11 protein-coding genes and 1 pseudogene are annotated in these 15,115 nt (G+C 58.4%); 7 read left to right on the top strand and 5 right to left on the bottom strand.

What is annotated here, in order from left to right; genetic code table 11:
* Positions 1-190: 190 nt before the first annotated feature.
* From TU76_RS25635 to TU76_RS15035, 5 genes and pseudogenes are all read right to left on the bottom strand, one after another.
* Positions 191-490, bottom strand: a pseudogene (locus TU76_RS25635) (hypothetical protein); the annotation flags it as partial.
* A 72-nt stretch (positions 491-562) separates the two neighbouring features.
* Positions 563-3,013: a TonB-dependent siderophore receptor gene (locus TU76_RS15050; RefSeq protein WP_048351977.1), complete on the bottom strand. Its 2,451-nt coding sequence runs from the start codon at positions 3,011-3,013 to the stop codon at positions 563-565.
* 151 nt (positions 3,014-3,164) lie between these two features.
* Complete coding sequence (locus TU76_RS15045; RefSeq protein WP_048351976.1) at positions 3,165-4,148, bottom strand: FecR domain-containing protein; 984 nt, start codon at positions 4,146-4,148, stop codon at positions 3,165-3,167.
* The gene (locus tag TU76_RS15040; protein ID WP_037032778.1) at positions 4,145-4,669 is read right to left on the bottom strand and encodes a sigma-70 family RNA polymerase sigma factor; all 525 of its coding nucleotides are present in this window, start codon (positions 4,667-4,669) and stop codon (positions 4,145-4,147) included. The genes TU76_RS15045 and TU76_RS15040 overlap by 4 nt, the downstream gene beginning before the upstream one ends.
* 148 nt (positions 4,670-4,817) lie before the next feature.
* Positions 4,818-6,095: a serine/threonine transporter gene (locus tag TU76_RS15035; RefSeq protein ID WP_046809771.1), complete on the bottom strand. Its 1,278-nt coding sequence runs from the start codon at positions 6,093-6,095 to the stop codon at positions 4,818-4,820.
* Positions 6,096-6,323: 228 nt separating this feature from the next.
* Between TU76_RS15035 and TU76_RS15030 the strand changes: the two genes are divergently transcribed.
* From TU76_RS15030 to TU76_RS15000, 7 genes are all read left to right on the top strand, one after another.
* On the top strand, positions 6,324-6,854 hold the full coding sequence (locus tag TU76_RS15030; RefSeq protein ID WP_048351975.1) for a DUF4946 domain-containing protein: 531 nt from the start codon (positions 6,324-6,326) through the stop codon (positions 6,852-6,854).
* Positions 6,855-6,958: 104 nt separating this feature from the next.
* Positions 6,959-7,405 carry a DUF411 domain-containing protein gene (locus TU76_RS15025; protein ID WP_037032823.1) on the top strand — a complete coding sequence of 149 codons (447 nt, stop codon included), beginning with the start codon at positions 6,959-6,961 and terminating at the stop codon, positions 7,403-7,405.
* A gap of 527 nt (positions 7,406-7,932) precedes the next feature.
* Positions 7,933-9,504, top strand: a complete 1,572-nt coding sequence (gene glgA / locus TU76_RS15020) for a glycogen synthase GlgA (protein WP_019828936.1) — start codon at positions 7,933-7,935, stop codon at positions 9,502-9,504.
* 59 nt (positions 9,505-9,563) lie between these two features.
* On the top strand, positions 9,564-11,645 hold the full coding sequence (gene malQ, locus TU76_RS15015; protein WP_048351974.1) for a 4-alpha-glucanotransferase: 2,082 nt from the start codon (positions 9,564-9,566) through the stop codon (positions 11,643-11,645).
* A gap of 27 nt (positions 11,646-11,672) precedes the next feature.
* Positions 11,673-11,900, top strand: coding sequence for a DUF2934 domain-containing protein (locus TU76_RS15010; RefSeq protein WP_046809774.1), 228 nt, complete (start codon positions 11,673-11,675; stop codon positions 11,898-11,900).
* A 143-nt stretch (positions 11,901-12,043) separates the two neighbouring features.
* Entirely contained in the window at positions 12,044-14,197 is a 2,154-nt protein-coding gene (glgX, locus tag TU76_RS15005) for a glycogen debranching protein GlgX (protein ID WP_046809775.1), read from the top strand.
* 94 nt (positions 14,198-14,291) lie between these two features.
* On the top strand, positions 14,292-15,095 hold the full coding sequence (locus TU76_RS15000) for an endonuclease/exonuclease/phosphatase family protein (RefSeq protein ID WP_019828932.1): 804 nt from the start codon (positions 14,292-14,294) through the stop codon (positions 15,093-15,095).
* Positions 15,096-15,115 lie beyond the last annotated feature (20 nt).

Below are 15,115 nucleotides of genomic sequence, written 5' to 3'. Positions count from 1 at the left end.
AAGCCCTGCACAATACCGTTGCCCCCCTCCTCCAATCCCATCATCGGTTCGCAATAACCCGCCTCGCGTAACTGTGTGAGGTCCGCACAGGTGTAAACCTGATACTTGTGCTTGAGCCCCAGCGGGAATTCGCAGTAGCGCATGACACCCTCCAGCATGGCAGTTTCGACGCTCAGGGGCGGTCGGTCCTCAGCACATCGCAGCTGTAACGGTAGTGGTTGTCCATCATCAACCGCCCGTCATTTTCCACCGTGCTGGAGCAGGCGCCCTGATGCAACACCGCACGCACTTCGCCCAGTTGATGGCTGGCAAAGCGCTGAACGAATTCACTCTTGCCAACGTAATCGGCGATATCGCAGTCCGCGAGATTGCGGCACTTGTCGCCATCGGTTAGATCGTCCACGGCGATGATGTCACGCTCGCCGCGCCGGTTAAGGCCCCTTGCCAGTGATAAAGGCACAAGTGACACACGGCACGCTGGCGATGAAATCGCTGGGCCTTGTCCGCAAATTTGTGGCGCTGAGTCTGGTCGACGCCGCGCCCCTGCAAGACGAAACAGTCGTCAGAAACGGTACTTCATGCCCAGCATCAGGTTGCGCGGGTCGCCGTAGTAATAGGTTGAATACAAGCCATACCCGCTAAGGTATTCACGATCGAATACGTTGTTCAGATTGACCGAGGCACTCAAGTCTTGAGTGATGTCATAGCGGGCCATCAAGCCGACCACCGCGAAGCTGCCTTCCTTGGCATCAGCTTTGATCGATGAGTCGAGCTCGCTGTAGGTCGAGCCTTGCCACGTCAGGTTGCCGCCCACGTTCAGATCCTTAAGATCACCGGACAGCTGATAGTTGGTGGCCAGTTTGAACAATTGCTCGGGGTGATTACTGTTGATCCGCTTGCCCTCCTTGTCCCGTGGCTGGGCGTAGGTGTAACCCGCCAGCAATTGCCAGCCGCTCATGACTTCGCCGGAAATTTCAGCCTCAAAGCCTTTGGTCTTGGTGCCACTGACTGCTTTGTAGGCATCCTGGCCATCGGCGCGCATACCGTCGTATTCGGCGTAGTTGTCCTGCTTGATCAGAAACAGGGCAAAACTGGTGTTCAGGGCACCGCCAAAATACTCCGACTTCAAGCCTGTTTCGTAGCTTTGCCCGGTCACGGGGGCGAGCACTTTGTTGTCGCGATCGAAGTAGCTTTGGGGAGTAAAGATGTCGGTATAGCTGGCATAGACCGAGTGGCTTTCGCTCAGGTCATAGACGATCCCTGCATAAGGGATCATTTTTCCGGTTTTTTTGCTGTTATCGGTCGTCGGAGTAGTTTGCGCCGCGTTATACGTCATTGTTCCCTTGCGATCGTAGTTCACCACTCGGGTGCCCAGGATCACCGACAGATCATCTGTAGGCTTGAAACGCAACGCTCCGTAAGCCGCCGACTCTTTGGTCTTGTACTTTTGCTTCAGACCCCGGCTCAAGTCCGTAGGACGCGGCGCGTCATTGTTCCAGTTCTCATAATTGACGGTCAGGTCATCCGCATTCATTGCCAGATAGTCCGTACGACCATCGCTGACATTCATCCCCACCACCAGTTCATGGGTCCGACCCAAAAGCTCGAATGGCCCGGTCGCATAGGCATCCAGGGTATCGGTCTTGATCTCGAAGGTTTTGGTACCGCTCATGAATTGAGCTTGACCCGTGGCTTTATCGGGGAAAGGTCCCCACCCCACCAGATTCCCCTGCAACTGCTCGGTATTGCCCTTCCAGTGACTGGCCTCGACTTTAAGCAGCCAGTCGTTGTCAAAACGTTGCTCAACCCCTGCGAAGTATTTGGTGCTTTCGCTGTCGGCATAGGCCCACTTGGCTGCTGGATTCATCGAGCGGCTGAAATGGGTTCGGCTGCCATCGCTGTAATACAGCGGTAATTGGCCAAAACTTGAGCCGTTGGAGTTAATCCGCTGATAGTCGATACCGGCATAAGCGGTGGTGTCATCGCTCAAATCTGCTTCGGCGATGCCATAAAACACGTCCTTGTCAGAGGAGTAGCGATCGATGAAAGAACGACCCTCTTCGCGAGCTGCAACCATACGACCACGTACCGCACCGTTTTCAGTGAGCGGCCCGGACAGGTCCAGTTCGGTGCGATAACGGTCCCACGAACCGCCGCTGCCCGATGCATACCCCTGAAACTCCTTGGTCGGACGTTTGCGCACCAGATTCACCGCGCCCGATGGGCTGCCCACGCCACTCATCAGACCGGTGGCGCCGCGCACCACCTCTACACGGTCGTAAATAGCCATGTCACGCATGCCCAGGCCATTGGTGTTGGTGGTGAAATCCGAGGTCGGTACGCCGTCGTACTGAAAGTTGTCCAGGGTAAAACCACGGGAATAGAAGTTGTACCGCTCGCTGTCGTCATGCATCACGGTGATACCAGGGGTTTGCGCCAGTACTTGAGCGATACTCCCCAACCCCTGATCGGTCATCTGCTGGCGGGTAATTACCGTGACAGATTGCGGTGTTTCGCGCAGCGAAAGAGGCAGCTTGGTCGCCGTACTGGTTTCACCGGTTGTGTAGGAATTGCTGCCCTCTGTGGTGCCGCCTAACCCCAGCCCTGTGACACTAGTGGCTTGCAGTTGCAATTGCGCACCGTCCGAGCTCAACGGATACAGTATCCAGACGCCATTGGCGCCTTCAGTGGCCGTCAGGCCACTGCCTTTTAGCAAGTTCTGCAAGCCCTGCGCCACATCGAAACGCCCCTTGAGTGCCGGCGCCTGCTTGTTTCTGACCAGGCTCGGATCATAAGGCAGGGAAATATTGGCCTGCTGGGCAAAGCGGTTTAACGACGCTTCCAGATCACTGGCTGGCACGTCGAAACTGCGTTGGGCACTGATGGGGGCGGCGCTGGCCAGCGAGAACGGTTGCGTGGCCGCCAGCATTGCGCCGCCCAGTAACACGGTTTGCAAGGCCAAGGCCAGGCGGCTGCGGGAAGGCAATGAAGGGTTGCGATAAACACGGGACATTGGCGCGGGGCTCCTGCAATAAATAAGTCTTATGCCTATCTGTCGAAGGACACGCGAAAACCCGCAAAGAAATTTGATAATTATTCGTATTTGTAAACTCGGCAAAAAACGGCTTGCACAAAATCCTTCAGCAGCACCCAGGTACGATTGCCTACGCCGCCACAATCCTCGTCCAGAACCGTGTCCTGTGCTCAATTCGAACTGGCAGCGACTGGCTCAGGCTTTCCAGCGCATGGTCGATACCCTCGAGCTGAAACACCCCGGACACCCGCAGGTCTCTGACCGCCGGATCGCACTGCAACCAGCCGTGGCGATAGCGCGCGAGCTCTTGCGCCAGGTCCTGCAAACGCATCTGCCTGGCCACCAGCACACCGCTTGCCCAGCCACTGGTCGTGAACCCAGACGCCGGCTGCGGTTGCGCCGAACGGGCGTTGATCAAATACTCGCCCCCGGCCTGCACCAGTACTGGTCGGGCATCAGGCATGTGAATCGCCACCACCCCCTCCTCGACCAGCAGCCGGGTACGCCCGGATTCCTGACGCACGTCGAATGCCGTGCCGATGGCCTGCAATCGAGCCTCACGGGTATGAACCCAAAACGGTCGGCGACCGCTGACAGAAATCGGGTCCTGGCCCGTGCGGACAAAAATCTCACCACTGCGCAACACCACCAGCCGCTGTTGCTCCGTGAACAGCACATCAGCAGAACTGTCGGTATTGAGCTGCAAATCCGTGCCATCCACCAGATTGAACAATCGCCGCTCACCCACACCAGTGGCATAGTCGGCGCCAAACGTACGCCACGGTTGCTGCTGGATCGCCACCCCCCCAGCCCCGACGCCCAGCATGCTCAACCCCAATACTTTGAGCGTCTGACGGCGCGAGCGCAGGCGGCCACTGCCGGCCAGGGTGTCCAGTGCCACACGACCGGAGAGTGCCGAGGCCTGACGCAAGGTCGTCTCGGTCAGTTGCAGGGCTTGCCAGGCAGCTTCGTGGCTGGCGTCGGCGGCGCGCCATTGCTTGCACGCGGCAAACACTTGCGGTTCAGCCGCGCCGGATTGGGTTTTCACCAGCCAGTCAATGGCCTGATCGAGCACATGGGGCGCAAATTCGACCTGCGTGGGGCTACCGCTCACAGGGTGTGACGCGCGACAAAGCAATGGCGGATGGCCGTGGCCATGTACTTTTCAATCGAACTCAGACTAACCCCAAGGCGCTCGGCAATCGCCTGATAGCCAAGCCCTTCAAGGCGCGAAAGCAAAAAAGCAGTTCGCACCGCAGGTTTCAACCCATCGAGCAGCGCATCGATTCGGGTCAGGGTTTCCAGGAGGATCAAACGCTCTTCGGGAGCCGGCATCTCCTGCTCGGGCAAGTGCGCAATGGCTTGCAGATAAGCCTGCTCGACTTTCTGGCGGCGAAAGCGGTCAATCAACAAACCCTTGGCGATGCTGCTCAACCAGGCACGCGGCTCACGCAACTGCGCAACCTGCTCCGGTTTGCCCAATACATAAAGGAAGGTGTCTTGTGCCATGTCGGCAGCATTGTCGGTATCACGCAAACGCCGCCGCAGCCAGTTCACCAGCCAACCGTGGTGATCGCTATAAAGGCTATGCACGTCTGCATGCAGCAACGGTGGGTTCGACGGGGATGGCGACACGGGAACCCTCGGGACGTGCTGTCAGCACACTGCGAATAGGAATGGGTCGCAATCATATTCGCAGTACTGGCCAGACTCAAGCCTTGGGCGGCTTGCGAGGGCAATCATGCAATGTCGCCGCACAGAACGGCGGCGACTGGGGCAAGGATCAAGGGATAAGCGAGTACACCAGCGACGAAATCGCGATCAGGCCAACAACCGTCACGAAGACGTTGGAGATCTGCCCCGAATACTGGCGCATGGCTGGAATACGGCGAATCGCGTACATCGGCATCAGGAACAGGATGGCTGCAATCACCGGCCCGCCCATGGTTTCGATCATGCGCAGGATGCTTGGGTTCAGCGTTGCCACCGCCCAGCACACCACCAGCATGAACGCGGCAGTCATGCGGTCGAGGTTTTTCGCTGCAGGGCGCTTGCCGGTTTTCAGTACCAGGCCTTTAAGGCCTTCACTGGCGCCGATGTAGTGGCCCAGGAACGACTTGGCAATGGCCACAAACGCAATCAGCGGCGCAGCAAAAGCGATGGTCGGGTTGCTGAAGTGGTTGGCCAGGTAGGACAGAATCGACAGGTTCTGCGTCTTGGCCTCAAGCAGTTGCTCCGGCGACAGCGTGAGTACACAGCTGAACACGAAGAACAGCACCATCACCACCATCAGCAGGTGGGCGCGGGACAGGATCTGCGAGCTGCGCTCATCGGCATTGGCACCATAGCGGCGCTTCTGATCAACGGCGAACGCCGAGATAATGGGCGAGTGGTTAAAGGAGAACACCATCACCGGGATGGCCAGCCATAAGGTGTGCAGCAATGCAGAAGGTGCAGGCAGCGTGGTCGCGGTACTCAGAATGCCGCCGTTCCAGTGCGGAATCAGAAACACGGCCAAAAACAGCAACGCGACAATAAACGGGTAGACCATCATGCTCATGGCCTTGACGATCACTTGTTCGCCGCAGCGCACCACAATCAGCAAGCCCAGAATCAGAACCAGCGCCAGAATTGCCCGTGGCGGAGGCGTGATATGCATTTGATTGAGCATAAAGCTGCCAACTGTGTTGGTCAGCGCTACGCTGTAAATCAGCAAAATCGGAAAAATCGCCAGGAAGTACAGCAATGTGATCACTGCGCCGGCGCGCAGGCCAAAATGCTCTTCAACCACGTCAGTGATATCTGAGCCTTCGCGCCCGGAGAGTACGAAGCGGGTCAAGCCACGGTGAGCGTAAAAGGTCATCGGGAACGCCAGCAGCGCCAGGATCAATAACGGCCAAAAGCCGCCAAGCCCTGCATTGATTGGCAAGAACAAGGTACCTGCGCCAATCGCTGTGCCGAACAGGCCCAGCATCCAGGTGGTGTCATGACGATTCCAGCGACTGAGAGTCGCAGGGGTCTCGTCGAAGCGTTCGTCGACGCTGTTAGCCTGGTCATTCATCCGGTCGAATCTCCGCTAGCCGGTCGTTACCACGCAGCCGGAGCGGACAAGAAACACCTTGCTGACATCGCCCCGGCCATAAGAGGGGCGCGATTGTCCGGGATTAGACATAAGAAGCAAAGGTTTAGCTGAGCAATGGTCGAAAATGATGTCACGCTGCAAAGCAAGAGATCGACACCTATTGATACACTATTGCTGTTAAAAACCCGTCAAAAAGGCCCGAGACCTATGCACTTTGCCCGCCGTTTCCCCGCTTTTATCGGTTTATGCCTGCTTGTTGCGTTGCCAGTGGCCCATGCCGACGGTCTGACGATTACCTGGCCCGCAGGCTGGGAGATTCAAACCGTCACCCCTGAGCCCGGCGACAGCAGCGTGCGCCAACGGGCCGTGAAGAACGATGCCAATGGCGATCCGCAAATGGTCATGGAACTGACCCAGTCGACCCTGGTGCCGGAACACAAGGTGAATATGGAGGCCGTTTTGCTGCAAATGCGCAAAACCCTGCAGCAAAACTTCGCCAAAGGCGGATACCAGAGCGCTTGCAGCAAAATCAACAGCAGCACCCTGGGGGGCCTGGACGCCTTGCAAACCACCTGCAAAATCACCCAGAACGGCAACCACGTCATCACCCAGACCCTGGTGGCCGCCACTCAGGGCAACAGCGCCTACGCCCTTTCCTACGCAGGCCCGGCAGACGGCTACAAAGCCAACGAGCCCGAGGTCCAGGGCATCCGTGCAAGCTTGCGACTGACGCCTTGAAACGCAGCAAGGTGGCCCCAACCTGACAAAATTGTCATCTGGTCATCAGTTACCTGACAGTCGTTAATGCTCAGGCTCACATTTTTTACGTATTGAGGAACTCGATGAAAACCCCTTTGCGCCTTGTCGCACTCTCGGCCCTGCTGTTGTCCTCGCTGGCTCAGGCCGCCGAACAACTGACCATTGATGTGCACCGCGATGCCAACTGTGGCTGCTGCAAAGCCTGGATCTCCCACCTTGAAACCAATGGCTTCAAGGTCAATGACCATGTGGAAGCCGACATGAGCAGTGTCAAGCAGCGCCTCGGTGTCCAGCCGCGCCTGGCTTCATGCCATACCGGGGTGATCAACGGCAAATTTGTTGAAGGCCATGTCCCGGCCGAACAAGTGGTGGCATTGACCAAGCGCAATGACCTCAAGGGGATTGCGGTACCGGGCATGCCTATGGGTTCGCCGGGTATGGAAATGGGTGACCGCAAGGACGCGTATCAGGTGATCGGCTTGCGCAACGATGGCAGTGATCAGGTTGTGGCCGAGTATCCCGGCAACTGAGATTTCAGCACGCAGCGCACCGCAATGGTGCGCCCCGTGCTTTTTTGAAATCCTCTGGAGCGTTAAGTGACCTGTAGTCGCTGCCGAGGAACGAAGGCTGCGAGCTTTATTGTCCCGTTCGCACGATCAAGAGCTCGCAGCCTTCGTTCCTCGGCAGCGACAACAAAGAAGCGACGCATCACCCGGCACTGAAATAACAGTGACACACATCCCGTGATAGATATTTTTCCTACGCGATAATTATCTTTGTCCTACAAAAAAACATCTCATATACCTAACACCTTGAAGTATCTCTCCTACACTCAACGCTGTCGTGTCTACGGCGTCTAACTGCCGTAATCAGACAATCGAATTTTCTTCACCCGTGATAGGTCTACCTAAGGCTGGGTTGCCGCTATTGGTGCATTCCTTGCAGTGCCTTAATCATCTTTTGAGCATTTATGCCCTGGATGACAGGGCCAATCGCAAGTGGGGAAGTACCGGCCGGGTGGCCGTCAGTGGATCAATAAATATAACGGGAGAAATTCATGATCAGTGCGGCTGCGCCACATCAAGAAGAACGTCTGACCCCGCAAGTTGTGAGTGAGCTGTTGTCTCTGCCAGACCTGGCCCCTGCGGGGAGGCCCGAGCTGCCGCTGGCGAGTGCCAATCCCAACAAGAAGAAAGTGCTGTTTGTCACTTCCGAACTGGCCGATCTGGTTAAAACAGGCGGTCTGGGGGATGTGTCGGCCGCCCTGCCGCGGGCCATGCGTCACTTGCATGATGTGCGTGTATTGATCCCGGGCTACCCGCAAGTACTCAACAGCGACAACCCGATTCATATCATCGGTGAACTCGGCGGCCATGCTGCCCTGCCCGCCTGCAAGATCGGCCGCATGGACTTGAAGGACGGGCTGGTCATCTATGTGCTGATTTGCCCGGAACTGTATGAGCGCGAAGGCACTCCCTACGGCGCCAATAACGGACGCGACTGGCCTGACAACCATATTCGCTTCGCTCGCCTTGGCCTGGCCGCAGCCGATATTGCGGCCAACCTGGCGCAAATTCACTGGCAACCCGATCTGGTCCACGCCCACGACTGGCCCGCCGGGCTGGCGCCTGCTTATATGCATTGGCGCGGCCAACGTACGCCCACACTCTTTACCATCCATAACCTGGCCTATCAGGGCGTATTCAGCCGCGCCTGCTGCCCGGAGCTGGGCATTCCGCAGCATGCCCTGCAGCAGGACGGCATGGAGTTTTATGGCAAGTTGTCGTTCCTGAAGGCGGGCATGGCCTACGCGAGCCATATCACCACCGTCAGCGCCACCTATGCTGCCGAAATCACCACCCCGGCCTTTGGATGCGGGCTGGATGGCTTTTTGGCCAGTAAAACCCAGCAAGGGTTGCTGAGCGGCATTCCCAATGGCATCGATGAAAGCTGGGAAGCCACGACCGACCCCCATCTGGTTGCCCCGTTCGGCATCGGTGACTGGGAGGCAAGGGCCTTGAACACCGCCCATGTGCGCACCCTGTTCGGCCTGAAACCGTCCAAGGGCCCCCTGTTCGCCGTGGTTTCGCGTCTGGTGTACCAAAAAGGCCTGGACCTGACAGAAGCCGTGGCGGCTTTTATCGTGGCCAACGGTGGTCAGATCTGCATCATCGGCCGCGGCGAGCCCGAAGAGGAGCAAACCATGCGCGAACTGGCCTTGCGCTTTCCGGGGCAGATCGGGGTGCGCATCGGCTTCAATGAAACCGATGCCCGGCGCATGTTCGCGGGCAGTGATTTCCTGCTGATGCCCTCGCGCTACGAGCCTTGCGGGTTGAGCCAAATGTATGCACAACGCTTCGGCTCTCTGCCCGTGGCTCGCAACACCGGCGGACTGGCCGACACCATCGAGAATGGCGTCACCGGCTTCTTGTTCGATGAGTCCACCGTAGCCAGTTACGAGCAAGCCTTGAAACGGGCGTTCAAAGTTTTCAGTTACCCGGCACTGTTCAACGCCATGCGCTGCCGCGCAATGGCCGCCCCATTTAACTGGTGCAAGGCCGTTGAACCCTACGCCGAGCTTTATGAACAACTGGTAGCCAAGTCATTGCTTCGCTCCGTGAAGCCATGAGTCATGCAACCCGCGGATCTGCCTGACGCCCGACCGTTTATCGCCAAGGGAGCCCGCCAATGAGCGAAGCGCAACTCGAAGTACTCGCCGGCCGAGCCGGCCTGGCCGTTGACTGGATTGATGCCAACGGCCAACCACAAAGGGTTACACCCCAGGTACTGGAAGCCATTCTGGCGGGTCTGGGATTACCCGCCGACAGCGCCGAAGCCATTGAAACCAGCTTGCTGAACTTGCAACTGGAGCAACAGAACAAACGTCTGCCGCCCTTGCTGACCGCAGACGTCGGCAAGGCCCTGGACTTGTCACGTTATTTCCACCCCCATAGCCAGTGCATCGTGCACCTGGAAAACGGTGATTCGCTGCCGATCCAGCTGGATGCTGACGCCGTACTGCCGGGCATGATTCCCGTCGGCTACCACCGGGTACAACTGGACGATCAGCAGTTCACCCTGGCCGTGGCCCCGACACACTGCTTCAGTATTGCCGATGCCTTGCATCAAACCGCCCCGCGAGCATGGGGGGTGAGCGTTCAGCTGTACTCGCTGCATCGCCACGGGGATGGCGGGTTTGGCGATACCCAGGCGCTGGAAACCCTGCTGCAGGCCGTCGGTGAACGCGGAGCCGACGCACTGGCGATCAGCCCCTTGCACGCCATGTTCAGCAGTGCACCCAAGCATTACAGCCCTTATTCACCGTCCAGCCGTTTGTTTCTCAACAGCCTGTACGCCGCTCCCGCCAGCATCCTGGGGCACGAGGCACTCAACCGGGCCATTGACGCCACCGGCCTGAGAGATGAACTGCAGCGTCTTGAACAACTGCCCCTGATCGACTGGCCTGCCGTAACCAAGGCCAAACAAGCATTGCTGCGCCAGCTCTACAACGATTTTATCCTGGACGAACACCCGCTCAATGCTGACTTCAAGCGCTTTCGCGAGCTGGGGGGCGAAGCCCTGGAGAACCATTGCCGTTTCGAAGCGTTGCAAGAGTTGTGTGTGACTGAACATCACAGCCTGGACTGGCGCGACTGGCCGGAGCAATGGCGCAACCCCGACAGTCCTGCATTGCTGCATTTCGCCGAAGAACACCGAAATGTCATCGCGTATTACGCGTTTTGTCAGTGGTTGATGGATCGCTGCCTGGGCCGCGCACAAACTGCCGCTCGGGCCAGCGGCATGGCCATCGGCCTGATCGCCGACCTGGCCGTGGGCGCCGATGGTGCGGGCAGTCAGGCCTGGTGTCGCCAGGACGAACTGTTGTCGCAACTGACCGTGGGTGCCCCACCCGATCAGATGAACCGTGCAGGCCAGGGCTGGGGGATTTCCGCGTTTTCGCCTGAAGGCCTCAAGCGCAATGGCTTTCGCGCTTTTATTGAGATGTTGCGCGCCAACTTTGCTCATGCCGGTGGGCTGCGCATCGACCATGTACTGGGCTTGCAACGCTTATGGGTGATTCCCTTGGGCGCAGCGCCCAGCGAGGGGGCTTATCTGTATTACCCGGTTGACGACCTATTGCGCCTGGTATGCCTCGAATCCGTGCGCCATCAAGCCATCGTCCTCGGAGAGGACCTCGGTACGGTACCTGACGGCCTGCGGGAGAAACTCAGCGAAAGGGCAATCCTGGGCATACGCGTGCTGCTGTTCGAGCAAGACTATGGGGCGCGCTTCAAACCCATACTGGATTGGCCGCACGATGCACTCGCCACCACCAGTACCCATGATCTGCCGACACTCAATGGCTGGTTGCACGGACGCGATATCGACTGGAATGAACGCCTGGGCCTGATTGATCCGGTTACCGCCCACCACTGGCGCGAAAATCGTCAACGCGAGTGCGAAGGCCTGGACCGGGCCTTGCGCCAGGACCCGCAGAACTTTCAGGAAGAAGCCCAAGGCAACGCCCCGACACTGGACGCCAGCATCCGTTTTCTGGGGCACACCCGTGCGCCGCTGGTGTTGCTGCCGATCGAGGATGCTTTGGGTCTTGAGGAGCAAGCCAATTTGCCTGGCACCGTCAGCGGCCACCCCAACTGGCGGCGCCGAATGCCGGGCGATTGCAATACGTTGCTGGACGCAATTGATGCAACGCAACGCTTCGAATTGCTGGCCTGCGCCCGCCAGCAAGCCCACGAAAGAGACCGATAATTCACCCATGAGTCAAGGAGCTTCGCCATGAGTAACGACGACAAACACATTCGTGAATTTGCCTATCAGATCTGGGAATCCGAGGGTCGCCCCGAGGGCCAGGAGGCACGCCATTGGGACATGGCTCACAAGCTGGCCCAGGCACAAGCCCTGTCCCCGTCCAAAGCCGAACCAAAGGCTGGCAAGGCCAAGGCAGCACCCAAGCCTGGCGCCGAGAAAAAACCCCGGGCACCGCGCAAACCTGCCTCGTCTTGAGCACAGGTTTCCAACGTGTGGGAGCGAGCCTGCCCGCGATTGATTCAACCCGGGAACGAGTTGAATCGAGGTAGTTGAATAGCGGGCAAGCCAGCGCCTACAGGCCACCTATCCCTCAAGTCCTTAATACGCAGGAGCAGGTCATGAGTAAACACACGTCAGCACCGCCCACTGGCGACACTTTGCGCATCCGCGAAGGACTGCCCTTCCCCCTGGGCGCCACCTGGGATGGACTGGGCGTCAACTTCGCCCTGTTTTCAGCCAACGCCACCAAAGTTGAACTGTGCCTGTTCGACGCTAACGGTGAAGTTGAGCTGGAGCGTATCGAGCTGCCCGAATACACCGACGAGACCTTTCACGGCTACCTGCCAGACGCCCACCCCGGGCAAGTTTATGGCTACCGCGTGTATGGTCCCTACGAACCGGAAAACGGCCATCGCTTCAACCACCATAAATTGCTGATTGACCCTTACGCCAAGCAGCTTGTGGGAGAACTCAAATGGTCAGAAGCCCTGTTTGGCTACACCATCGGCCATCCGGATGCCGATCTGAGTTTTGATGAGCGTGACAGCGCGCCATTTGTGCCCAAGTGCAAGGTGATCGACCCGGCGCACACCTGGGGCCACGACCACCGACTCAGCGTGCCCTGGGACCGCACCCTCTTCTACGAGGCCCACGTACGCGGCATCAGCATGCGCCACCCCGCCGTACCAGATGCGGTACGGGGCACCTTTGCCGGGTTGATGGTCGATGAAGTGGTCGAACACATCACCGGCCTGGGCGTCACCAGCGTCGAGTTGTTGCCGGTACACGCATTCGTCAACGACCAGCACCTGCTGCAAAAAGGCATGACCAATTATTGGGGTTACAACAGCATCGCCTTTTTCGCCCCGGACCCGCGTTATCTGGCCAGCGGCAAGATCGCCGAGTTCAAGGAAATGGTCGCGCGCCTGCACAAGGCCGGGCTGGAGGTAATTCTGGATGTGGTCTACAACCACACCGCCGAAGGCAACGAGCAAGGCCCGACCCTGTCCATGCGCGGCATCGACAACGCCTCGTACTACCGGTTGATGCCCGAGGATAAACGTTATTACATCAATGATTCGGGCACCGGCAACACCCTGGACCTGAGCCACCCGTGCGTCTTGCAGATGGTCACCGACTCGCTGCGCTACTGGGCCCGGGAAATGCACGTTGACGGCTTCCGCTTCGACCTGGCAACCATTCTGGGGCGTTATCACGACGGCTTTAACGAACGTCACAGTTTTTTGGTGGCCTGCCGCCAGGACCCGCTGTTGCGCCGGGTCAAAATGATTGCTGAACCCTGGGACTGCGGGCCCGGGGGCTATCAGGTCGGGGGTTTCCCGCCTGGCTGGGCGGAGTGGAACGACCGCTTTCGCGACACCGTGCGCGCCTTCTGGAAAGGCGACGAAGGCCAGTTGGCCGACTTTGCCGGACGCATGACCGGCTCTGCCGACCTGTTCAATCATCGTGGTCGCAGGCCCTACAGCTCGGTCAATTTCATTACCGCCCATGACGGCTTCACCTTGCACGATCTGGTGTCGTACAACGACAAGCACAACGAAGCCAACGAAGAGAACAATCAGGACGGCAGCAACAACAACATTTCGTGGAACCACGGGGTGGAAGGCCCCACCGACGATCCCGAAATCAATGCGCTGCGTCAGCGCCAGATGCGCAACTTCATGGCCACCCTGCTCCTGGCCCAAGGCACGCCGATGCTGGTAGCCGGCGACGAGTTCGCCCGCACCCAACACGGCAACAACAACGCCTACTGCCAGGACAGCGAAATCGGCTGGATCAACTGGGAACTGGACAAGACCGGTAAATCGCTGCTGGCGTTTGTCAAACGCCTGATCAAGTTACGCCTGCAATACCCCATCTTGCGGCGCGGCCTGTTTTTGGTGGGTCACTCCAGCGATACCCCGGGGGTAAAAGACGTCACCTGGTTGGCACCCGATGGCACCGAGATGACGACCGAGCAGTGGCAGGACGGTCAGGCCCGGTGCCTGGGCATGCTGCTGGATGGCCGGGCCCAGGTGTCCGGAGTACAACGGGCCGGAGCAGACGCTTCATTGCTGATCGTCGTGAATGCGAACCACGACCCGATCAGCTTCAACTTGCCCAAAGTCCCCCACGGCATCAGTTGGTCATGCAAGCTCGACACCACGGACCCGACCATCAAAGGCCCCCAGCACCTGCCGTTCAACAAGCCCTACGAGGTCACCGGACGCTCGCTGGTGCTGTTTGAACTGCAACATACCGAGGTGTCGTAAATGTATTGATAAACATCAAGTCCACCCCCATGAAAAGCGGCAAACTACACCCTTGAGCTTGCCGCTCAAAACTGCCCCTGACAGAGGAGTGACCATGCCCACTGAAGATGTTGTCGGCAATACACTTTTATCTGCCACTACGGCAACAGCTGCTGCTGTCCATCAACTCAAGGTCCTGACGGTCAATACGCACAAGGGATTTACCGTCTTCAACCGTCGCTTTATCCTCCCCGAGCTGCGCGAGGCAGTGCGCAGTACCGGTGCCGACCTGGTGTTCTTGCAGGAAGTGCTGGGCGAGCATGACAAACACGCATCGCGCTACGAAGACTGGCCAGCAACCTCGCAATACGAGTTTCTCGCCGACAGCATGTGGAGCGACTTCGCCTACGGCCGCAACGCCGTGTACCCAGACGGCCATCACGGTAATGCCTTGCTGTCCAAATACCCGATCAAGGCTTCGCGCAATCTCGATGTGTCCATCACAGGTCCCGAACGGCGCGGTCTGTTGCATTGCGTACTGGACGTACCGGGCCACACCAATGTGCACGCCATATGCGTGCATTTGAGCCTGCTGGAAAGCCATCGCCAGCTACAGATCGTGCTGCTTAACCAGTTGCTCAAATCCCTGCCGCCCGAAGAACCGGTCATCATTGCCGGGGACTTTAACGACTGGAAGCAGCAAGGCAATGCCGCCCTGCGCCAACGAGACGACCTGCACGAAGTGTTTGAGCGTCATCACGGGCAACTGGCCAAAACCTATCCGGCGCGCTGGCCACTGCTGCGTCTGGACCGCATCTACTTGCGCAATGCAACCAGTCACAATCCAAAAATCCTCGGCAACAAGCCGTGGACGCATTTATCGGATCATTTACCACTGGCGGTTGAGGTGCATTTGTAATACCGAGGCGCCCGCCATGC

The sequence above is a fragment of the Pseudomonas psychrophila genome (genome assembly GCF_001043005.1).
In the GTDB taxonomy this organism is placed as follows: Bacteria; Pseudomonadota; Gammaproteobacteria; order Pseudomonadales; family Pseudomonadaceae; genus Aquipseudomonas; species Aquipseudomonas psychrophila.
Note: the sequence above shows the minus strand (reverse complement) of the source record. Positions and strands in the feature narration are given on the sequence as shown.

Coding starts and splice junctions, on each gene's coding strand:
- glgA (WP_019828936.1), top strand. CDS start 7,933: ATGATCAGTGCGGCTGCGCCACATCAAGAAGAACGTCTGACCCCGCAA.
- TU76_RS15000 (WP_019828932.1), top strand. CDS start 14,292: ATGCCCACTGAAGATGTTGTCGGCAATACACTTTTATCTGCCACTACG.
- malQ (WP_048351974.1), top strand. CDS start 9,564: ATGAGCGAAGCGCAACTCGAAGTACTCGCCGGCCGAGCCGGCCTGGCC.
- glgX (WP_046809775.1), top strand. CDS start 12,044: ATGAGTAAACACACGTCAGCACCGCCCACTGGCGACACTTTGCGCATC.
- TU76_RS15025 (WP_037032823.1), top strand. CDS start 6,959: ATGAAAACCCCTTTGCGCCTTGTCGCACTCTCGGCCCTGCTGTTGTCC.
- TU76_RS15050 (WP_048351977.1), bottom strand. CDS start 3,013: ATGTCCCGTGTTTATCGCAACCCTTCATTGCCTTCCCGCAGCCGCCTG.
- TU76_RS15010 (WP_046809774.1), top strand. CDS start 11,673: ATGAGTAACGACGACAAACACATTCGTGAATTTGCCTATCAGATCTGG.
- TU76_RS15030 (WP_048351975.1), top strand. CDS start 6,324: ATGCACTTTGCCCGCCGTTTCCCCGCTTTTATCGGTTTATGCCTGCTT.
- TU76_RS15035 (WP_046809771.1), bottom strand. CDS start 6,095: ATGAATGACCAGGCTAACAGCGTCGACGAACGCTTCGACGAGACCCCT.